The following is a 22,124-nucleotide window of genomic DNA, read 5'->3' on the forward strand; positions in this document are numbered from 1 at the left end:
AGCGCCTGTTTGGCATTGATGCTAAGTTATCGCTTATTTATGGGGAATAACCACACTACATAGGCTCTGCCTTGCCTAAATACCAAACAGACTGCTGCAAATTTAACCTTGAAAGGTCAACAGCCCCTAATTAAAGCTGGATGCTTTCACCTTCATTTAAAATATACAGAGGGATCTTCGAATCCATTTTTTTATGCATATGCAATAAGCGCAGTAGCGCTGAATGGCTGCTGTGATCGCCCATCTTCCAACTTGAGTTACCATAGCCCCACGGTATCATTACTTTACAGTTAAGCGCTTGTGCTGCGGTTAAGGCATCCTCAGGAGTGGTATGAACATAACGGTACCAGTTGCCGTTCTCTTTATGGTAATAAGAGGCAATAGGCATTAAGCACACATCGATATCGCCATATTTTTGCTGTATATCGTTAAAGTGTTTTGAATAACCAGTGTCGCCTGCAAAAAATAAAGTGCTGCCACTTTGCTCAAGTAACCAGCCATTCCATAGGTCTTTATTGTTATCTTCATAAATAAAAGGCACTAACACACGACTACTAAAATGATGCGCAGGTAGCGCATGAATGGTTAAATCATCAATTTTAGTTTTTGCATACCATGCCATTTCACTAATGTTAAAGCCACCTGTTGGAAAGTTATCAGCCATGCCAAGGGGGGTTAGGTAGCGAGGCTGATTACCAATTTCTTCAATATCGGCTTTATTGAAATGATCGTAGTGAATGTGAGAATACATAACGGCGACTAAGTTTTTCAATTCATTGTCAGTGAGCCAGTCGCCAGGCTTGCGATAAAATCCTGAAGTAAGGCGAAAAGCTAAATCAATAGGCGAGTCAAATTGCTCTTTTACGGGATCAAACACAACTTGTTGGCCATTCGGGGTTTTGATCACAAAGCCTGCGTGTCCGAGCCAACGAATAGTAAAGCCCGCATTAACCTGCGGATTTTTTTGCTGACCTTGATATTGGCAGTTTTCAGCCTCTGTTTCACAAACTAAGTTATTGTTTTTTGGGTAGCAATCAGTTTCACAGCTAACAGGATAACTTTTTTTGCCTGGGTAGAGGTTGTGGTAGCGCCCAGCTTGCTCACCTTGTTGATGAAGTGGAATAACGGTATCAGGGCCTGCAATAACCTCAATATTATTCGCAGTGCTGCATGCAACGAGCACACTGGAGGCGATGATTAAGCTAAGTGTATGTATTTTCATAATTCATTTTTAGTTGTTATTTTTATCTTACTGAAAGTGTAACAAAAGCAGTTTGCTAAAAAAGGACAAAAAAGTAACAAAAAGTGTGTATAAAAAAGCCCGCTATTTTTAGCGGGCTCAGTTTAATAGGTTAAATATTTAGGATTTATTCATTTGCTCAATAAATTTATTTGAGTTTTCAATCGATTTGTTCATATCATTCATTAATAACTGAATATCGCGCTTTAAGTTAGTAAATTCACCTTTGATAGCCGCTACCGCTTGCGCATTTAAGTTATGCTTTAAGTACAATACGTTGTCTTTTAAAGATGATAATACCGGCTCCATTTTACTCTCGGCGCTGCGCATTGAGCGAAGTAACTGGTCGAATTGACGTTGTGTTGCTGCTAACTTTTTGCTGCTTTCACGCTTAAGTGAGGCACTTTTGTATTGCTCTAACTCATCATTCCACTCATCAAATAAAGCTTCTGCTACGTCTTCAACTTTATTAATATTACTTGATACTTCGTTTGCCGCTTGAAGGCTTGACTCGTAATCGTCATTAAGTTGATTGTAAGCATCTTGCAACTCACCGCCATCAAAATTAATGAGTGTAGTTAAACGCTCAAGTGCTGATTGAAATTCTTGTTGAGACTCTTGTTGTGAGTCTTTTGTTTCTTCAACGCGGTCAATCAAAATATCACGCTTATGAACACCTACTTTTTCCATTGCCGAATAATAAGCAGACTGACAACCAGAGAGCATCAGCATTAACGCAAGTATGGTTGTCCCTAAAAATGTTTGTTTTTTCATCTGAATTCCTATTTACGAGTGTTAATGCTGTAAATTATGGCCTTGATTGTTATTATAATCAAAAGCTCACCAACAAAGTTAATTGTATGAATGATAAGCTCTCCCATTATAAACAGCAAGTTAAGGCGTTTTTAAAACTGCAACCAGGCTGGTGGATGCAATATTTTAATCGCTGTATTGACGATCAAATAACCATTAATGCAGGGTATTTAGCGTACGTTACTTTACTTTCGTTAGTCCCACTTATTGCTGTAGGTGTGGCAATATTTTCTGCTTTTCCAGGATTTGAGTCGACCCGTTTAGCCATTGAGAGCTTTTTGTTTACTAACTTTGTGCCGACCTCTTCTGGTGTTATTAAAGAGCATATTAGCTCGTTTGCTAGTAATGCCAATCAAATGACGGCAGTAGGTATTGGCTTTTTAGCAGCCATTGCCTTGCTACTTATTCGTAATGTAGATGCCACGCTAAACCGTATTTGGCGAGTAAAGAAAAAACGCCCGATGATGATATCGTTTGCCGTATATTGGATGGTACTCAGCTTAGGGCCCGTGTTACTGGGCGCCAGTATCGGTGTAACCTCATATATTGTGTCGTTGGTATCGTTTGCAGATCAAGGGATCCCAGGGTTTAGTGGTTTCTTGTTAAAGCTACTACCGTACGCTATCTCTATGGCCGGTTTTATTATGCTTTACACCTTAGTGCCCAATACTCGTGTTTCGTTTAAGGCGGCCGTTCCCGGTGCGCTATTTGCTGCCATGTTATTTGAGCTAACCAAAAAAGGCTTTGCTTTGTACATTAGCCATTTTCCATCTTATGAAGTGATTTATGGTGCGGTAGCAACCATTCCCATTTTGTTTGTATGGGTTTACTTGTCGTGGGTCGTGGTGCTACTAGGCGCTGAATTCACTGTGTGTATTAACATGCAGCATTACAATAAAAAAGATCAACAAGCAGAGGATACAGAGTAAATGCAGGGATTAATTCAACGAGTAACACATGCTAATGTGGTGATAGACCAACAGCTTGTCGGTGAAATTAAACAAGGCATTGTATTATTGCTGGGGGTGGAAAAAGAAGATGATGAAAGCAGCGCTGATAAACTATTACACAAAGTCACCAATTACCGTATTTTTAATGACGAAAACGATAAAATGAATCTCAGCCTTAAAGACATACAAGGCGAACTGTTAGTCGTATCGCAATTTACGCTCGCAGCCAATACAAAAAAAGGCATGCGGCCTAGTTTTTCATCGGCAGCTACACCAGACCAAGCGCAAGCGCTATATAATTACTTTGTAGAGCAGGCTAAATTACTCGGTATTAAGGTCGCGACCGGTGAATTTGCAGCCGATATGCAGGTGAGTTTATGTAACGATGGGCCGGTTACCTTTAATTTAACCGCTTAACGTGCTTTTTCTACAATCACAATATGATTAACAAAGCCGGTAATTTTTTGAATACTAATAGCCTTCCCAAATACAGTCAGTAGTACATGTTGTAACTGAGTGAGTTGTGATGAGTGCTGCGATAAAAAGTTAATAAATAAGATGCCCTGTTGATCAAGTGCATCATAAATTGTTTGATAAAAGCATGAATCAAATAAAAATCGCGGGGCGTCTAATTCACTAAATAAATCTAAAATGACCCAGTCCATCTGCTCTGCTGATTTTAAAATTGTTTGCGCATCCTCGCAATGAATCTGTTGTTGTTCACTGGGGGCAAAAAATTGTTGATAACAGTCAATAATATGGGGGTTTTTCTCTACTGAAGTAACCTGCACTTGAGGATACTGTTCTAATAAGTAATTACGAATGGCACCGCCACCTAACCCCAGTTCGAGTACTTTTTTAGGCGCAGGTAGCTGTTGCCAAGCCGTTGCTAAATAAGCAAGGTGTGGAAACAGTAATGCATGTGGTTTTGCTTTTAAAATAACAGACTGCAACGTGTTATTAATGAGTAGCCAGCGAAGTTGTTGATACTCTCTTACTTGTATGTGCTCACCATGTTGATTATGCCAATAAAGTAACTGGCCTAGCGATGAGCTATGCTCAATAAAATGTTGGCTGATCAGGCCACTACTGCAATGGATATATTTATTCATGCTATTGAGCATAAACCAGCGGAGGTAAATCGCAACGGCTTTTGTCATTAATTTTTTACAGCTGTTTTCTCAGCACCAAAGTCTTATTTGCAGTTTTATCCAGATCGAGTATGGTGTTTTTCACAAAATGCACAGCGTAATATTTTACATTTTTAATTTATGGAGTATGTATGTTTCAAGTGAGCACCCCACAAAGTAGTGAAGACTGGCAAGCCTATTACCAATTACGCTGGCAGGTTTTACGTGCCCCATGGGGCGAACCTCGGGGCTCTGAGCAAGACGATTTAGAGCAAGAGGCTGAGCATCGCTTCATTAAAAATAAAGCGGGTGAAGTATTGGGTGTGGCTCGTTTGCACTTTAATAATCAGCAACAAGCTCAAGTACGTTATATGGCGGTTGCAGAGGGTAACCGTAATCAACATATTGGTAGCCGCTTGCTACATGAACTCGAAAAAATAGCGTGGAATCAAGATGCTGATGAATTAGTGTTGTTTGCTCGCGAGCGAGCACTGGAATTTTATCAGCGCCATGGCTATGAAAATAAAGAAAAAGCACATTTGGCTTATGGTGATGTACAGCATTATAAAATGGTTAAGCTCAAACCGAGTGAACCAGGTTGGTTTCGCCACCCAAATTGGACTCAAGTACTGCAAAACACATGGCGTGAATCAATCCCCATTAGTGATGCAATGGGAATAAAAGTTGAAAGTTACACAGATTGGCAATTTACTACTCGTGCAGATTTAAATGCTAACTTAAATTTACACAACACTATGTTTGCGGGCTCTATTTATAGCCTAGCTACATTAACGGGTTGGGGTGCAACGTATTTAGCATTAAAAGAAGCCGGGCTTGAAGGGAATATCGTGTTAGCAGATGCCAACATTAAGTATTTAAAGCCACTGAATACTGACCCTAAGGGCTGTGTGAATATTCAAACCTGTAAAGGGAACTTAAATGAGTTACAAGATGCGGGTAAAGCAAGTTACCTAGTGCCGGTAACCATTTTTGATGGTGACGAGGTGGTTGCTCAGTTTGAAGGGCAATTTGTGGTTAAAAAATAATAAGAATAAACGAAAAAGCCAAGGGAGTTGCTTGGCTTTTTTTTATAAGCATTTTTTACAGTAAATCTGTCAGTAATATACCCACACCAAAGCGTTCAATATCGGTGTTATAGTCTATCAAGCTTTCGCCATAGCCATTAAAATATTGTGCGTAGCCGCGAACTCTTCCCCATAATGGGAATGACCAATCAAGCTGAATTGCCCCGCGGTTATCTGAATTTAAATTATTGCGAGTCATAAAACTAAATTCATGATCGTTAAAGCGATACGCGCCACCAAATTCAAAGTAACCCATGTATTTATAGATATCTGGGTTATCGTCACCTCGTGCATCTAACGGCGCAGGCTTTTTGTTTTCAGGAATGCGATACCAAGGTTTAAAGCTAAATACAAAGCCGTCTTTTTCCCAAATGAAATCGGCATAAATGCGATTCCAAGAACGCGAGTTTGGCTGACTACGACCATTAGATTGGTGCGAAATACCAATGGCTATTGCCATTTCATCGCCCCATAAAACGTTTTCAGGGTCTAAGTAATTAATCCAAAATACTTCTGGCTCGTAGTTGGTTTCACGAAAAGGGGAAGAAATATCGTCGTTATATACTTGCCAGTATGACTGCAAAGTAAAGCCAAAAAATATCGCTTGGTCTGAATCGGCAAACTCATCATACAAAGGCACTTTAATTGATAGCTGATATTTAGCTTCTAGGTTATCAAGTGGGTCGCCATCTTTTTTATCGGTTAACTCTGCAAATCCATCAAACGGGCGAGTGTTTGGGTTCGACATATAAGAAACAGGTAAAATATAATTACGTTTATGCGGGGTAATTACATTACGATTTTTTTTACCAACCGCTTCACGGGCTTGGCGTTTGTCGATAGCCGTTAGCTGCTTGCTTTCTTCAACGGCAGAACACTTTTTACGTAATTGATCGAGCGTTTGTTTACCGTCTCCACCGATCACTTCATTTAAAATACATTGTTTAACCAGCTCAAGTTCATTGTTTTGCTCGTTATTTGCTGTTTCTTCAGCAACAACGGTTGTGCTGAGTAATGTAGAAAGTAGTATCCAATGGCGCCAACTCATTATAATTCCTTTGTAAGTGAGGGAAGTCAGTATTTTGCTAATTATAGCGCCTTTTTAACACATAAATGGTGAATTTGTCCTGAACTTTAATACTTTAAAAAGAAAAGCGACCTAAGTCGCTTTTACTGTGTAACTAGTTATTTACTAGCTAACTCTCACGCAATGAGAAGGGGTGAGCTAAAGCTCAAAGACGTTGGTAAAAAATTTATACAGCTCGGTACCTTGATTCACACTCGCTGAGGCAAAATGCAATATCGCAATTGCATCGAGATCAAAGCTTAGAGTTTGCAGCGGTTGTTCGCTTAAATAGCGCTCCATTCGCAGTATTTTAGCAATGGGTTCTCCAGCTTTAACATGCCCGCCAAGAGGTGCGAGGTATTCAACCATGCCACCCATAGGCGCGTAATAAGCGATATAATCATTTAGTTGGCAGCCATATCTTGTCATCAATTTTGGCTTGTAGGGGGCATCAACAAATACTTGCTTATGATTTAAATAACTTAAAATACTATTGGCATCGTCTAGAGCCGCGCTTAAATCGATTTTTTCTTGGCTGCCAAGCTCTACCGTAAAGGCTTCAACTTGCACGTTAAATTCACGCCCTTGCTGAGCAAGTTGCTCACTAAGCTGCCACCATGGACAAAAGCTTGCTTCATCCATTGCGCCATCAAAGGCATTAGGAATAACCAGCACATGGGGAATATTAAAGTAACGCGCGCTATCGGTCGCATACTCAGGGCAATATAAGTGCTGACTAGAAATAGGGCCGGTGTGTAAATCTAAAACTATATCTGCTTGATGCGCCAATTTTTGTAAGTTTAGCGCAATCCGTTTCCCCGTTGTTAAACGATAATCAGGGCCGTTGAGTTGTTGCTCAACGTCATTAATTAACGCGGCTTTAAAGGCTGTTTTCAGAATCTTATCATCGGCATCGCTGAACTGCTGTGCAAACTGGGTCGCCAGTTTATTATTGCAGTGATACATGCGATTCCAATTAGTCCCCGTAATGGGATCGAACCGGCCAAGGGTAAATTCCCCCGACTTTTGATTACAGCCAATGGGGTTAGCGTAAGGAACTAAGGTAATATCACCTTTTAAATTAAGTGTTTTTAGTTGCTCAAGTAATTGGTAAATTACCGCGTTGCCTTGCACTTCTGCGCCATGCATATTTGCTTGTACATACACACTTGGGCCGGTGCCATCGCCTTTTAAACGATACACAGGAATAGTCAGTGGTAGTCCGTTTGCGACTTCGCCAACTACAATATTTTCTTGGCTAATAGCTGTGGTGTTATTCATCTTTTTTACCTCAAGTAGTGGCTTGCATCTTCTGCTTGTCGCACGCAACTCAATACGCCATTGTCTATTACATATTCACCGGCCAGTTCATGACATAAAAAGTACGGCATACTTTCGGTAAAACCATAGGCACCGCATTGACTAAATACTAGCCAGTCTTGCTCATTTAAATCACTGGGTAATTGGTGCTCTCCTAAGCAATCAAGTGCAGTACATAAGGGGCCGTATAGGCTCATTGCTTGATTTTCTGCATTTGAATCTCGTAATAAACGCGCAGGGAAATCTTGACTGGTGACCGCAGGGCGCAATAAATGATTAATGCCGCCGCTCATAATCACCTGTTGTTGGCCGTAATTTAGTTTGCGCTCAACAACAGGTGTGGCGTAGTGGCCGCATTCGCCTACAGCGTAGCGACCTAGTTCCATCCATAGCTCAGTAACCCCCGCATCGCATTTAATTTTTGCAAGCGCCTCTATGAGTGCATCCCAACTTAGAGTGGGCGTATCAAGCGTATAGGGAATACCTAAACCACCACCTAAATCCAGCACCTTGAGGTTAATATTTAAATCCTCAGCAAGTTGCCTTAACGGCGTAATCATTTGTGTCCACAGCTCAGCGAGTTTGTCGCTGCTAAGCATGTTGCCCCACTGAAAAATATGCAGACCGTCAAAATTAAGTGCACAGTAGTCACTGGTATTTAGCGCCTGCCACTCGTCGCACCCTAAGCCAAATGGAGTAAGACTATCGCCCCCTAAAGGATTTTTATCACCCTCAGGCCAGCGTAATTGTACCCTTAATAAAACCTGCAACTGGCACTGCTGAGCAATCGCTTGTTCGTTGAGCCAACGTACCTGATTGAGACTTTCGGCCACAAAGGTACGCACGCCACGCGCAATAAAGTGCTTAATTTGTTTAGGGCTTTTTGCAGGCCCCGTGTTGAGCACGCGTTCACTGTTAATTCCTTGAGCAAGGACTTGCTCAAGCTCGCCTTTACTGGCGACATCAAAGTTAAAACCAGCGTTATTTAAGCGTTGGATCACGCTAGATAACGGGTTCGCTTTAACTGCATACCAGAGTTTTACCTCGGTTTGTGCCACTAAACGCGTTAAATGTGTGTTTAGTGAATCAAGATCATAAACAAAAAAGGGCGTATCAAGCTCAGTTGCTAGCTTATCAATAGCGGTTTTAACGGGCGTGCTCAAAAAGGTCATTAACGTAAAACCTCTTCAAGCAATAATGACGCATCACTTTGCTCGTCACGGTATTTAACAATTAACGCACACGACATGCTTAAGCCTTGCTCGCGCGCCCAATCGTTTGACGCAGGGCGAGATCCAGGGATCACAATCGCGTATTCAGGGATTGCTTCGCCTTTATCAAGCTGGCGCTCATTTACGCAGTCATAAACAGGGATGGTTGCAGATAAGCGAACACCTGGGGCAAGTACCGCGCCTTTTTTAACTACCACGCCTTCAACAATCACACAGCCTGCACCAATGAATGCATCGTCTTCTATGACCACAGGGTTGGCACCAATGGGCTCAAGTACTCCGCCTAATTGTACCGCTGCGCTTAAATGCACATTTTTACCTACTTGAGCACACGACCCTACGAGCGCGTGGCTATCTACCATAGTGCCCTCGTCAATAAATGCACCAATATTTACGTACGCAGGTGGCATAATAATAGTGCCTTTGGCAACATGTGCACCACGGCGCACACTTGAACCACCGGGTACCATGCGAACGCCTGCTGTGGCTTCAAAGCTTTGCGGCGCTAAGTTATGTTTATCAACAAAACCGCCAGCAAACTCGGTGTTTTGACCGTTTTTAAAGGCTTCTAAAATGCCTTGCTTTACTTCTACGTTAGCGTGCCATTGGCCGTTTTCGTCTTGTGTTGCTGCGCGAACCGCGCCCGTTTCTAAATTATTTAATAGTTCTAACCAGTTCATTATAAAAACCTGTATTTAATGCCAAGATAAAATGGTGTTGTTTGCCGATGAAATGTCATCTGTGTGTGTCAGCTCAAGGTGTGTTAAAGGTGGGCGTAAATACGGACTGCCAATACGCCCTTGTAAATGCATTAACACTTTGACTGGGATAGGGTTGGCTACTGAAAATAAGCTATTGATAGCACTAGACCACTGGACAAAAAGATTAGGGTGTTGGCCGCTTAAACTGCGCTTTACAAACTCATGGGTTTGCACTGGCCATGCATTGGCTGCAACCGACACTAAACCTTTTGCACCTGCTTGGGCAAAATAAGGCATGAGGGCATCGTCACCACTAAAAATGGCTAGTTCAGGCGCTGCTTGTCGATAGGCTTCAAATTGAGAGATAGAGCCACTGGCTTCTTTCAGTGCCCATAAATTTTTATGTTGTTTGAGGTTTTCAATGGTTGCAATGGGAATGCTAACCGCACTACGTCCTGGTACGTTATAAAGCATACAAGGATGAGAACTGGCATTGAGTAAGCTTTCAAACCAATGCGTTTGCCCCACTGCACCGGGTTTGGCATACAAAGGCGAGCCGAGTAAAAAACCATGGATAGGCAGCTGGTTGCAGTAATTAACCCATTCAAGCTGTTGCTTTAAGTTACTACCGCCTACCGCAACCATAAGGGGGACGCTCGGCTGTAATTGGCAGACATGCTCTACGATGGCTTGCTGTTCTTTGAGGGTCAGGGCTAACCCTTCGCCGGTGCTACCTAGCAGTAAAATGCCATTGTTAGCGGCTTCTTGTTCGGCCACCAAGGTGTCTAAGGTTGCGTAATCAACTAGGCCATTTTGATCAAATGGGGTGATCAGCGCAGTCCATAAATGGAAATTGTTAATATTGAAGTTGTTGATCATCTCTCACGAACTTATAGGGCATTCGTCGAGTTTTTGGCGGGTATTTAGGATGCCTGACTCTTTGAATGTGTTTATAATTCGAAGAGCGAATGGGCTTAAATAATAGGGCGCACGGCCTTATTATACTAAGACCAGAAGCTCTCCACCAAATATGTTATTGGTGACAGTCGCTAGGATTCAGCCTAGTCGCCCGAAGCAACCTTTCACAAAAAAGTGTTACCTCTCGGCGTTAATTCCCCTCACGTATGCTCAATGGAGTTTGCGCTCCTAACATACGCTACCTGAATAACGCACCTCTTCCAGCCCTTTGCACTTGCTATTGAAAAATCAATCAGCAAATACAATGTAATAGGGTAAGTGTGGCGATTAAACCACTTTAGCCGTCTAGGTGTCAAGTGACTAAATATAGATAGATTCATCCTGATTGACAGTTATTACGTATTAGCTGCTTTTCTCGTACACTAGTACTATTGTCGAAGTAAGGTATTAAGCAGATGGAAAAATTTAGTGATATTTATAAGCGAGCGGTAGAGCGAAAGGGCTCTGAAAAAATGCTTAAGTTGTTACTCGCAAAACCTTTATCAACAAAGCAACTCGTCACATTAAGTGATGATGATTGGCTAGAAGAATTTACTCGGAAAGTTTTTCAAAGTGGTTTTTATTGGTCGGTGATCAACAGTAAGTGGGCCGGATTTAGAGAGGTTTTCTGGGATTTCAATGTTGAAAAACTATTGATGATGCCACCGGATATGCTTGAGCAAAAAGCCAGTGATGAGCGGATTGTACGCAACTATAAAAAAGTAAAAACTATTACTGAAAATGCGTATATGATCCACGAAGTTGCAGAGCAATACGGCAGCTTTAGTGAGTTTATTGCTAACTGGCCAAGTGAAGATATTATTGGCTTGTGGGCGTATTTAAAAAAGCATGGTGCAAGGCTTGGTGGTAATACCGGCCCTTATGCGCTGCGCGCCTTAGGAAAAGATACTTTTTTACTTTCAAGAGACGTAGAAAGCTATTTGCGTGCCCATAAAATTATAGATGGCGGATTACAAACTAAAAAGTCACTAAGTGCGGCGCAGGCATTCTTTAATGAACTGCAGCAGCAAAGCGGCTTAAGCATGCAAGAGCTAAGCTTAATTGTCGCTTATGGTGTAGGCGACAATCGCGTAGGTATCAGCCAAAAACAATAGGATTAATTATGAAATTAGTGCCAAGGTATACCGACATTGGTGAGGGGTTTGCAATTAGCGATCATCCAGCCAAGGTGACAGCGCCACAGTTATTGTTATGGAATGAGCCCCTAGCTAAGCAATTTAATATACAAGTGGATGCAGATTCCCGAGCAAATATATTTAGCGGTAATGAACCCCAAGCGATTTCTCCGGTGGCACTGGGATATTCTGGTCATCAGTTTGGTCACTTTTCACCGCGACTAGGGGATGGTAGGGCGCATTTGCTCGGTGCGATTAGCGATGATAAAAATCAGCTTTGGGATCTGCAATTAAAAGGCGCTGGTGCTACGCCATTTTCGCGCGGAGGCGATGGCCGCTGTGCATTAGGTCCAGCTATTCGTGAGTACGTAATGAGCGAAGCTATGCACGCGCTTGGCATTCCAACAACGCGTTGTTTAGCCGTGGTTGGCAGTGGCGAAACCGTCTATCGCAACCCACCTCAACCAGGTGCTATTGTAACCCGACTCGCCAGCAGTCATATTCGGGTGGGCTCGTTTCAATATTTAGCCACTCAAGGTGACGTTACTAGCCTAAAAAACTTAGCCGACTTAGCCATTCAAAGACACTATCCCGAGATTAACAGCACTGGCGCTCAGCGTTATTTAGATTTTTTAGCTGCAGTGATCGCCAACCAAGTCAAATTAGTCGTAAGTTGGATGAGGGTGGGGTTTATTCATGGTGTTATGAACACCGATAACACCTTAATTAGTGGTGAAACCATAGATTACGGCCCATGTGCCATGATGAACCAGTTTGATTTTGATACCGTGTTTAGCTCTATTGATAAACAAGGGCGTTATGCGTTTGGTAATCAGCCAAACATGGCAAGTTGGAACTGTGCCCGCTTAGCAGAGAGTCTAATAGCGCTGATCAGTGACGATGACGAGCAAGCGGTGGCAATGATGACGCCTTTAATTGAGGGCTTTTCAACGCAATTTAACCAACAATTTAGCGCGATGTGGGCGCAAAAGTTAGGGTTAACAGTCGCGGATGATAAAGATAATGAGTTGGTGGGGGAGTTACTAGGGTTATTAAAACAACACCAGCTTGATTATACCAATACTTTTAATGCACTCACTGAGTCGTTAAATGGGCAAGCTGAAATACCATCAGCACTTACCTCTTGGGCACAGCAATGGCAAACACGAACTAATGAGCACAGCTATCAAGTGATGCGACAAGCCAATCCGAGCGTGATCCCACGTAACCATATTATTGAAGATATTATTACTCAGTACACTACGCATGGGGATAGTGAGCTACTCAGTCGTTTTAGCCAAGTGATGGCGAGCCCTTACACAAACCATGTGCAGGCCACAGAGTTTCAAACGCCGCCCGAAGATGATAAGAATTATCGTACTTTTTGTGGTACTTAAGTATGGTTTTTTGCATTTTAAAATGAATATAAAAGGTCATTTTTTACCCCAGCGACGTTCATTCATAGAGCAAACTATGAACGGGTGATACCATAACTCCACAAAAGCCAGTGATCGTGTGGGGTTTAAAGCGATTGTTTGCTTTTTGAGCTAGCCTGTGTTCATCGACATTTTTTATGAGCTAGTTTTATTATCCTAGATATTGAAAAAATATATTTGCGTTAAGTATTGATTAACAAAGACTCAGTTACTGTATAGGTAAGTTAGAAGAGCTAGCAATGCTTAGCTACATTTTTAGTTGTTAAAATGGGAAGAAAACAATGAAATTAAAATCACTTACAATGGCTATTGCGTTAGCTGCAACTAGCGCATCTACTTTCGCAGCCGAGCAAGAAGGCTTTTACATCGGTGCATTCGGCGATTATTACGATGCTTCGTGGAAAAACATGCGTGAGCAAGCTGGCCTTGACGTTAATGAGTCAACAGGCTGGGGTGCTGAATTAGGCTACCGCTTTAATGATTACTGGAGTGCGCGTTTAGAGTACGCAGACCTAGACTTTAATGCTCACGACAAAGTATTGAACAACCGCAACGATATTGACGGCGAACGTTACGGTATCGATGCACTTTACCACTTTGGTGGCGGTCCTTTCTACGGTTTATTTGGTCTGAAAGATATTGATGTTGTTGATGACAACACGTTTGTAAACGCAGGTGTAGGTTACCGACACTTTGTTACAGACAACTTTTTTGTTAATGCTGAAACTAGTGTTTACCAAGGTTTAGACAAAGGCTACACAGATGTTGGCGCTAAATTAGGTATAAACTACTTCTTTGGTCAAAAATCGGCGCCAGTAGCACCGGTTGAGCCTGCACCACAGCCAGAGCCAGAAATTGTTCCTGTGCCGGTAGCACTTGCTGATACAGATAAAGACAGCATTCCTGATGTAGATGATAAATGTGCCAATACACCTATGACAGATGCTGTTGGTAGCGATGGTTGTACACTTTATGAAGATACTGAAGTAACAGTAAGCTTGTTAGTAACATTCCCTAACAATGACTCGTCAGTTTCACAGCAGTACTTAAATGATATTGATGAAGTAGCGACTTTCTTAAAAGAGTACCCAGATACAACAGTGCTTCTTGAAGGTCATACTTCTGCAGTAGGTAAAGCGTCTTACAATAAATGGTTATCTAAAAAACGTGCTGATGCAGTAGCTAAAAAGCTAATTGCTGATGGTATTGCAGAAGATCGCATTACAACGGCAGGTTTAGGTGAAGAACGCCTTAAAAATGAAGCGAATACGGCAAAAGCGCATGCTGAAAACCGCCGCGTTGAAGCACACGTAAAATCTATTAAACGTGTAAAAGTATTACGTTAATAGCCTCATTATTGAGTAAAAACCCAGCTTAAGCTGGGTTTTTTTATGGTTGCTTAATAGGTATTCATGGGAGTTGGTTTTACTTTGTTCACTATTCATATTATTAATAATCGGTATAACTAGTTGCCTAACTGGATGGATTTTAATCTATGCACAAAAGCTTTATAATCGGCAGATAGAATACTATAAGTATTGGGTTATGGTGTGTTTAGTAAACACCACCGAATACTTTAACGTCACCAAGAGGGCAATACTGTGCTACAAGAATATCGTAAACACGTAGAAGAACGTGCCGCGTTAGGTATCGTACCAGCGCCATTAGATGCTCAGCAGACGGCTGATCTTATTGAGCTAATTAAAACGCCACCGGCAGGTGAAGAAGAGTTCATCCTAGAACTACTGATCAACCGCGTACCACCAGGTGTTGATGATGCAGCCTACATTAAAGCAGGATTTTTAGCGGCTGTTGCTAAAGGTGAAGCTGTTTCTCCGTTGATTTCTAAAGAAAAAGCAGCTGAGTTACTAGGTACTATGCTCGGTGGCTACAATATTGCGCCAATGGTTGAACTACTTGATGACGAAGCGTTAGCGCCAATTGTAGTAAAAGGCCTTTCGAACACATTATTAATGTTTGATGCGTTCTACGATGTAGAAGAAAAAGCAAAAGCAGGTAATGCATACGCCAAGCAAATTATAGAGTCTTGGGCTGCTGCAGAATGGTTTATCAATAAGCCAGCCGTTGCTGAAAAAATCTCTGTTACGGTATTTAAAGTCACTGGCGAGACAAACACCGATGATTTATCACCAGCACCAGATGCATGGTCACGTCCTGATATTCCGCTTCATGCATTAGCCATGCTTAAAAATGAGCGTGATGGTATTAACCCTGACAAAGACGGTGAAGTAGGTCCAATCACTCAGCTTGAAGAATTAAAAACTAAAGGGTTACCACTTGCTTACGTAGGTGACGTTGTTGGTACAGGCTCTTCGCGTAAGTCTGCAACAAACTCTGTGCTTTGGTTTATGGGGGATGATATCCCATTCGTACCAAACAAGCGCGTGGGTGGTGTATGTTTAGGTAACAAGATTGCGCCTATTTTTTTCAATACAATGGAAGACTCGGGTGCGTTACCAATCGAATTAAATGTTGATGAATTCAACATGGGTGACCAAATCGACATCTACCCTTATGAAGGTGTTGTGAAACGTCATGGTACTGATGATGTGATCTCTACATTTGAACTTAAATCAGAGGTAATTTTAGACGAAGTTCGTGCTGGTGGTCGTATTCCATTGATCATTGGTCGTGGTCTTACAGACAAAGCACGTACATCATTAGGTTTAGGCGCAACTGACGTATTTAAAGTACCAGCAGTGACTGAAGTATCAGACAAAGGCTTTACGCTTGCGCAAAAAATGGTTGGTAAAGCATGTAACGTTGCCGGTATTCGCCCAGGCCAATACTGTGAACCTAAAATGACCACGGTTGGCTCGCAAGATACAACAGGTCCTATGACGCGTGATGAGCTTAAAGACTTAGCCTGTTTAGGTTTCTCTGCAGATTTAACAATGCAGTCTTTTTGTCATACATCCGCTTACCCTAAGCCAATCGATGTAAACACGCACCATACGCTTCCTGATTTTATTATGAATCGTGGCGGTGTATCGCTTCGCCCTGGTGACGGTGTAATTCACTCATGGTTAAACCGTATGTTATTACCAGATACCGTAGGTACGGGTGGTGATTCACATACACGTTTCCCATTAGGTATTTCATTCCCAGCAGGTTCGGGGGCGGTAGCGTTCGCAGCTGCAACGGGTGTAATGCCACTAGATATGCCTGAATCAATTTTGGTTCGTTTTAAAGGTGAAATGCAACCGGGTATCACTTTACGTGACCTTGTACATGCTATCCCTTATTTTGGTATCAAAGAAGGCCTATTAACGGTTGAGAAGAAAGGTAAAATCAACGAATTCTCTGGTCGCATACTAGAAATTGAAGGGGTTGAGCACTTAACGGTTGAGCAAGCGTTTGAGCTATCCGATGCATCTGCAGAGCGTTCAGCTGCTGGCTGTACTGTTAAGCTTTCTAAAGAGTCTATCAGCGAATACCTTGAGTCTAATATTGTTATGCTTAAGTGGATGATTTCTGAAGGTTACGGCGATGTACGTACGATTGAACGTCGTGTTACTGCAATGCAAGACTGGTTAGCAAACCCAGAGCTAATGGAAGCTGATAAAGACGCAGAGTACAAACACGTACTTGAAATCGACCTTGCTGAGATTAAAGAGCCAGTACTGTGTGCGCCAAATGATCCTGATGATGCACGCCTACTTTCTGATGTGACAGGCGAGAAAATCGATGAAGTATTTATCGGTTCTTGTATGACTAATATTGGTCACTTCCGTGCTGCAGGTAAATTACTCGATGGCTTTAAAGGGCGTATCCCAACACAGCTTTGGGTTGCTCCACCAACGAAAATGGATAAAGACCAACTTACAGACGAAGGTTACTACGGTATTTTTGGTCGTGTTGGTGCACGTATTGAAACGCCAGGGTGTTCACTGTGTATGGGTAACCAAGCACGTGTTGCGGACAAAGCAACGGTTGTGTCTACTTCTACACGTAACTTCCCTAACCGTTTAGGTACAGGGGCAAACGTATTCTTAGCATCAGCAGAGCTGGCAGCAGTAGCAGCAATTTTAGGCAAATTACCTACACCTACTGAGTACCAAGAATACGCAGCGAAGATCAATGCAACGGCAGCAGATACCTACCGTTACTTGAACTTTCACCGTATGCCTCAGTACACTAAAAAGGCAGACAACGTAATTATTCAGCAAGCTGTATAATTTATAGAGTGTGTTTAAAAAACCCGCTTTGGCGGGTTTTTTATTGTCCAAATAAAATATTAGATAGTTAATGCTTAATTCGTTGCATGATTGTATTAACTTTCGTTAAATGTCGTCATTGATATGGTTAATAAAGCAAAAAATCCTCTCTATATGCATTAAAATCCTCGACAATATTATCATTATTATAAGCAGGATTTTATGACCGCATTAAACAACCAGAATTTACTGCAACTTCGTTTTATTAACCAAGCCAATATTGATTTGGTTAAGCCTTCTTTTGATAACTTACCTGCAAATCCTTATGCAGATGGTGCGTTTCGTAAACGCCGTTATTCAGTGGTTAAATTACAAAATGGTGAGCTTAATCTTCAAGCGACCAAAGCGTTTGTGCAAGACGATTCAATTAATACCTTTCAAGGTAATGTTGAGCGTACTTACGAAAACTTAGAGCAAAGCTTGCTTGAGTCTGAGGGTATGAAAAGCATTGTTAGCGAATTTGCAGCGATCACCGGCATTGACGCAGAGCGTGATATTGAAATTCACCAATTTAGAATGCTTGCCATTGATAGCGATACGCCAGCAGCTCCAGAAGGTGTGCATCAAGATGGGTTTGACCATGTGTGTGTATGTGGTGTTTCTCATGAAAATTTAGAAGGTGGTGAGCTATTGGTTTATGAAAACCAACAAGCTGAACCGTGTTTTAAAATGGAAATAAAAGACGGCATGTTTGCACTAATTAATGACCGTCAGGTATGGCATAACGCCACGCCAATGAACAAAATTGATGCTAACAAACCAGGTTACCTGGATTGCTTTGTACTAACTGCTTAAGAGAAATAAAATGAATTTAATGCAATTGCGCGCGCAATTTCCTGCTTTAATGCAAACTGTTGATGGCAAGTCACCGGTGTTTTTAGATGGGCCAGGTGGCTCACAAGTACCCCAGTCGGTACTCAGTGCCATGACCGCTTATTTAGGGCATTACAATTCAAACTTGGGCGGTGCGTTTTTCTCAAGTGACAAAACGGTTGAGCTGATGGCGAATGCGCGTCAAGCGGCGGCTGATTTGTTAAATGCGCCCAGTGCACAAAATATTGTGTTTGGCCCTAATATGACTAGCCTAACATTTAGCTTTAGCCGAGCAATTTCACGCAATTGGCAAGCAGGTGATGAAATTATAGTGACCAATGCTGATCATTTTTCAAATGTATCGTCTTGGCAGCAAGCCGCTGAAGATAAAGGCGCAGTGGTTAACACAGCGCTAATTAACGAAGCCGATTGTAGTTTAGATATGGCGCATTTTGAAAGCTTATTAAACGCTAACACTAAATTGGTTGCGGTTACGTATGCATCAAATACCACTGGCTCTATTAACGATATTAAACGTATTATAGAGCTTGCTCATAATGTGGGTGCGTTGGTGTATGTTGATGCGGTGCATTATGCGCCACATGAACTGATTGATGTACAAGCGTTAGATTGCGACTTTTTAGCTTGTTCTGCATATAAGTTTTTTGGCCCGCACTTAGGCATGGTTTATGGTAAAACTGAGCACTTAGAAGGGTTTACACCTTATAAAGTAGAGCCAGCAAAAGATGTTGCACCAGGTCGCTGGGAAACCGGCACACAAAGTTTTGAGGCACTTGCAGGCTTTATTGCGGCGGTTGATTACATAGCGGCGATTAGCGAACTTGATGACAGTCACTCACGCCGAGAAAAATTACGTGTTGCGTTTGCTAAAACAAAACAACATGAAATGGCATTGAGTGAATACTTTTTAACGCGTCTAGTTAACTACCCAAAAATTAAGTTGTTTGGTATAGACGATTTAGAGCGTTTGAGTGAGCGTACCCCTACGTTCGCACTGACCTTTGAAGGGTTAGAGCCTCGCCAAATGTCTGAACTTTTGGGTAAACACCATGTATGTGTATGGGATGGTAATTTTTACGCCCAAGGTTTATGCAAACAACTGGGTGTGCTTGATAAGGGCGGCGTAGTACGCATTGGTTGTATGCACTACAACACCATTGAAGAGATGGACACTTTGTTTGACTTGTTTGATGAGCTGATTTGAAGCTGTCAGCTATAAGCCGTCAGCTTTCAGTTTAATGCAAATACTTGACAGTAGTCAGCAGTTAGTTAATTTCTGACCGCTGACCGCTGACCGCTGACCGCTGACCGCTGACCGCTGACCGCTGACCGCTGACCGCTTTAGCTTTGTGGCGTTCCATAAATTTGCTCTGCTCGATTAAACAAAACCCATGAGGTTAAAATATACTTATCGTTTGATACTGGCTTATTGCCTCTATGTGTATGGGTAAAGTAGCCTGGGGCAACCACCATACTGCCTTTTTTAGGGGCTATTTTACGATTTTGATAATAAAACTCGGTTTCTCCGCCTTCTTCAACATCATTTAAATAAAACATAAATAACAACACCCGATGCAGTGCTTCATTATGCTGTAGCTGCGGATACACCTCACTGTGCCAATACGGATAACCGCCTTTATTTACTTCGTATTTTTGCGCTTGAATATTACCGAGTCTAAAAATTTGCTGTACCAATAAGGGGAGTTGTGGTTTACCTACCTCGTCATAGTTGGCGTGAGTTAAATCAACCGGTTGTCCTGTTTTTGGGTGATATACCTTTAAACCAAATGCCCCAATCATCATAAAAATATGTTCTTCAATGTAGTTGAAAACATACTGTGCAGTGGTTTGTTGAATATGTTTTAATTGTTCTGCGTATTCAGGATGATTGTTTAAGTATAAGTCGTGGCTATCTTTTTTATTAAGATCAACACCGCCCGATGTCATCCCTTGTTTAATATGCGGGCTTTGAGAAAAGGTAGTGATAAAGTTATCGCAAAATTCATTACTGAGCGCGTTGTCATACACGCGGATAAAGTCCGTCATGAGTTACCTGTTTAATTATTATTGGATTATTATGTTTACTGAAAAAGTGATGCCGCGTTTTAGCGAAACGGATGCACTCGGACACATCAACAATACCGTACTCCCCGTATGGTTTGAAGCGGCCCGAGTACCTATTTTTAAATTTTTTACGCCAGATCTAAATCCACACAACTGGAAGTTAATCATTGCTAAAGTTGAAGTGTCGTTTGTTGGCGAACTATTTTATGCCCATGAGGTGACAATTAACACCAGCATAGAGCAAATTGGCAATAGTTCATTTGTGATCCGCCAAGAAGCATGGCAGCAAGATAAGTGCTGCGCCATTGGTAAAACGGTGATGGTACGTTATGACTTTGTTAGTAAAACAAAGCAACCACTTTCGACTGATGAAAAAGCCGCATTAACACAGCACCTTGTAGCAGTTAGTTAATCGCAGCTTAACTATGACAAGCAGGATGTTTAGTTAAATATTGCCCCAAGGCAATGACTTGTTTTTCAGTAAAGCGCAGCCCAAGCTTTGTTCGTCGCCAAAGTATATCTGCGCTGGTTCTTGCCCATTCATGGTTTACTAAGTAATCAACTTCTTGCGCATACAAACCATGACCAAAGTGATAACCTAAATCGCCGATTGCTTGGCTGTTCCCCAGTAATTGATAACTAAGCGTGCCATAGCTGCGAACCATACGTTTTAATGTGTCGATTGCCAGCCAAGGGTAGCTGCTTTCTAACTGTGCGCTAAGGTATGCTTGGTTACTAAAGTCACCGCCTGGTAAAGGGGCATCTTTCGTCCATGAGCCACTCATTTGTGGGTAAAAAGGCGCTAACTTATTAACGGCATTTTCTGCAAGCTTTCGATAGGTAGTAATTTTACCACCAAACACACTTAATAATGGGGCATGATCGGTGTCGTTGCTTAATATCAGCTTGTAATCACGGGTCACCGCTTGAGCATCTGTTGATTTGTCATCTAATAGTGGCCGCACCCCACTAAAGCTGTGCACAATATCGGCCGCGCTTATTGTGTTTTTAAAGTAATGGTTAGTGATACTGATGAGATACTGTATTTCTTGCTCACTAATTTTTACATCAGCAATATCGCCGGTGTACTCTTCATCAGTGGTGCCAATCAGTGAGTAATCTTGCTCATAAGGAATGACAAATACAATGCGGTTATCTTCATTTTGTAAAATATAGGCAACTGGCTCATTGTGGAGTCGGGGCACTACAATATGACTGCCTTTCACAAGGCGAATAGTGTGCGGTGTGGGCTGGGTAAATACATCTTCAAATAATGACGCGACCCATGGGCCTGCGGCATTTACAACACTTTTTGCCTTTATATTTAGGTGCTGCTTGCTGGCTTGTTGCTCTAAAATCACATCCCAATAATCTGCGTTACGCGTTGCTTTAATGCAGCGCGTGCGTGTTGCAATGGTAGCGCCTAAATTATGCGCCGCTTGGGCGTTTAAAATCACTAAACGTGCGTCATCAACCCAGCCGTCTGCGTATTCAAAGCCTTGGGTAATGCTGCTGTTAAGAACGCTATCGCTGTTAAACTCAATCGCCTTTGAAGCGGGTAAAGTATTACGCTTGGCTAGGTGGTCGTAAATAAATAACCCCACACGAATCATCCATGGCGAACGCAAATGTGCTTGGTGCGGCAGTCGAAAAGACAGTGGCCACATAATATGCGGCGCTTTTTTTAATAGCACTTCACGTTCACGTAATGCCTCTCTTACCAATCTAAATTGATAATTCTCTAAATAGCGTAGCCCGCCATGAATAAGCTTGCTGCTATTAGAGGAGGTGGCTGAGGCTAAATCGTTTTGCTCACACAATAATACTTTTAAACCGCGACCACTGGCATCGGCAGCAATGCCAGCGCCGTTAATACCGCCGCCAATAATGAGTAAGTCATATTCGTTGTCGTGTGCGCTCAT

20 protein-coding genes and 1 riboswitch are annotated in these 22,124 nt (G+C 42.1%); of the genes, 10 read left to right on the plus strand and 10 right to left on the minus strand.

Features of this window, described 5'->3' with window-relative positions; genetic code table 11:
- Positions 1–130 precede the first annotated feature (130 nt).
- A complete protein-coding gene (locus AAGD16_RS00955) occupies positions 131–1,222 on the minus strand; it encodes an MBL fold metallo-hydrolase (protein WP_350606230.1) in 1,092 nt (363 codons plus the stop codon).
- Between the two features lie 138 nt (positions 1,223–1,360).
- A complete protein-coding gene (locus AAGD16_RS00960) occupies positions 1,361–2,014 on the minus strand; it encodes a DUF2959 domain-containing protein (RefSeq protein ID WP_377113072.1) in 654 nt (217 codons plus the stop codon).
- 86 nt (positions 2,015–2,100) lie between these two features.
- Between AAGD16_RS00960 and AAGD16_RS00965 the strand changes: the two genes are divergently transcribed.
- Positions 2,101–2,982, plus strand: a complete 882-nt coding sequence (locus AAGD16_RS00965; RefSeq protein ID WP_013463803.1) for a virulence factor BrkB family protein — start codon at positions 2,101–2,103, stop codon at positions 2,980–2,982.
- Positions 2,983–3,420, plus strand: coding sequence for a D-aminoacyl-tRNA deacylase (gene dtd / locus AAGD16_RS00970; RefSeq protein WP_033102725.1), 438 nt, complete (start codon positions 2,983–2,985; stop codon positions 3,418–3,420). It begins immediately after the preceding gene.
- Here the strand turns inward: dtd and AAGD16_RS00975 are convergent.
- Positions 3,417–4,163: a spermidine synthase gene (locus AAGD16_RS00975; protein ID WP_377113077.1), complete on the minus strand. Its 747-nt coding sequence runs from the start codon at positions 4,161–4,163 to the stop codon at positions 3,417–3,419. The two genes, dtd and AAGD16_RS00975, sit on opposite strands and share 4 nt — an antisense overlap.
- Positions 4,164–4,285: 122 nt before the next feature.
- On the opposite strand from AAGD16_RS00975, the gene AAGD16_RS00980 reads away from it, so the two are divergent.
- A complete protein-coding gene (locus AAGD16_RS00980) occupies positions 4,286–5,179 on the plus strand; it encodes a bifunctional GNAT family N-acetyltransferase/hotdog fold thioesterase (protein WP_028835930.1) in 894 nt (297 codons plus the stop codon).
- Between the two features lie 55 nt (positions 5,180–5,234).
- On the opposite strand, the gene AAGD16_RS00985 is transcribed toward AAGD16_RS00980, so the two are convergent.
- The 5 genes from AAGD16_RS00985 to dapA form a co-directional block, all read right to left on the minus strand.
- Positions 5,235–6,266 (minus strand): phospholipase A, encoded by a 1,032-nt coding sequence (locus AAGD16_RS00985; RefSeq protein WP_033102728.1) that lies wholly within the window; start codon positions 6,264–6,266, stop codon positions 5,235–5,237.
- 177 nt (positions 6,267–6,443) lie between these two features.
- A complete protein-coding gene (locus AAGD16_RS00990) occupies positions 6,444–7,565 on the minus strand; it encodes a succinylglutamate desuccinylase/aspartoacylase family protein (RefSeq protein WP_090495045.1) in 1,122 nt (373 codons plus the stop codon).
- 5 nt (positions 7,566–7,570) lie between these two features.
- Complete coding sequence (locus AAGD16_RS00995) at positions 7,571–8,776, minus strand: PLP-dependent decarboxylase (RefSeq protein ID WP_377113082.1); 1,206 nt, start codon at positions 8,774–8,776, stop codon at positions 7,571–7,573.
- Entirely contained in the window at positions 8,776–9,516 is a 741-nt protein-coding gene (locus AAGD16_RS01000) for a 2,3,4,5-tetrahydropyridine-2,6-dicarboxylate N-succinyltransferase (RefSeq protein WP_377113085.1), read from the minus strand. Before AAGD16_RS01000 ends, AAGD16_RS00995 begins: the two co-directional genes overlap by 1 nt.
- A 15-nt stretch (positions 9,517–9,531) precedes the next feature.
- On the minus strand, positions 9,532–10,416 hold the full coding sequence (gene dapA, locus AAGD16_RS01005) for a 4-hydroxy-tetrahydrodipicolinate synthase (RefSeq protein ID WP_013463811.1): 885 nt from the start codon (positions 10,414–10,416) through the stop codon (positions 9,532–9,534).
- A 127-nt stretch (positions 10,417–10,543) separates the two neighbouring features.
- A riboswitch (Lysine riboswitch) is annotated at positions 10,544–10,723 on the minus strand.
- A gap of 187 nt (positions 10,724–10,910) precedes the next feature.
- Between dapA and AAGD16_RS01010 the strand changes: the two genes are divergently transcribed.
- The 6 genes from AAGD16_RS01010 (at position 10,911) to AAGD16_RS01035 (ending at position 19,342) form a co-directional block, all read left to right on the plus strand.
- Positions 10,911–11,609 (plus strand): DNA-3-methyladenine glycosylase I, encoded by a 699-nt coding sequence (locus tag AAGD16_RS01010; protein ID WP_013463812.1) that lies wholly within the window; start codon positions 10,911–10,913, stop codon positions 11,607–11,609.
- A gap of 8 nt (positions 11,610–11,617) precedes the next feature.
- Positions 11,618–13,027, plus strand: a complete 1,410-nt coding sequence (locus AAGD16_RS01015) for a YdiU family protein (RefSeq protein ID WP_377113090.1) — start codon at positions 11,618–11,620, stop codon at positions 13,025–13,027.
- A 320-nt stretch (positions 13,028–13,347) separates the two neighbouring features.
- Positions 13,348–14,412: an OmpA family protein gene (locus AAGD16_RS01020; RefSeq protein WP_013463815.1), complete on the plus strand. Its 1,065-nt coding sequence runs from the start codon at positions 13,348–13,350 to the stop codon at positions 14,410–14,412.
- 255 nt (positions 14,413–14,667) lie between these two features.
- Positions 14,668–17,265 (plus strand): bifunctional aconitate hydratase 2/2-methylisocitrate dehydratase, encoded by a 2,598-nt coding sequence (gene acnB, locus AAGD16_RS01025; RefSeq protein WP_069440233.1) that lies wholly within the window; start codon positions 14,668–14,670, stop codon positions 17,263–17,265.
- Between the two features lie 201 nt (positions 17,266–17,466).
- Positions 17,467–18,099 (plus strand): 2OG-Fe dioxygenase family protein, encoded by a 633-nt coding sequence (locus tag AAGD16_RS01030; RefSeq protein ID WP_013463817.1) that lies wholly within the window; start codon positions 17,467–17,469, stop codon positions 18,097–18,099.
- A 10-nt stretch (positions 18,100–18,109) separates the two neighbouring features.
- Positions 18,110–19,342: a cysteine desulfurase-like protein gene (locus tag AAGD16_RS01035; RefSeq protein WP_377113095.1), complete on the plus strand. Its 1,233-nt coding sequence runs from the start codon at positions 18,110–18,112 to the stop codon at positions 19,340–19,342.
- 137 nt (positions 19,343–19,479) lie between these two features.
- Here the strand turns inward: AAGD16_RS01035 and AAGD16_RS01040 are convergent, their stop codons facing one another.
- On the minus strand, positions 19,480–20,184 hold the full coding sequence (locus AAGD16_RS01040; protein WP_024602232.1) for a 2OG-Fe(II) oxygenase: 705 nt from the start codon (positions 20,182–20,184) through the stop codon (positions 19,480–19,482).
- Positions 20,185–20,215: 31 nt separating this feature from the next.
- Here AAGD16_RS01040 and AAGD16_RS01045 point away from each other — a divergent pair, with 31 nt between their 5' ends.
- The gene (locus AAGD16_RS01045) at positions 20,216–20,614 is read left to right on the plus strand and encodes a thioesterase family protein (protein WP_024602231.1); all 399 of its coding nucleotides are present in this window, start codon (positions 20,216–20,218) and stop codon (positions 20,612–20,614) included.
- Positions 20,615–20,621: 7 nt separating this feature from the next.
- Here the strand turns inward: AAGD16_RS01045 and glpD are convergent, their stop codons facing one another.
- Entirely contained in the window at positions 20,622–22,124 is a 1,503-nt protein-coding gene (gene glpD / locus AAGD16_RS01050; protein WP_377113100.1) for a glycerol-3-phosphate dehydrogenase, read from the minus strand.

The organism is Pseudoalteromonas sp. M58 (genome assembly GCF_042604605.1).
Taxonomy (GTDB): domain Bacteria; phylum Pseudomonadota; class Gammaproteobacteria; order Enterobacterales; family Alteromonadaceae; genus Pseudoalteromonas; species Pseudoalteromonas tetraodonis.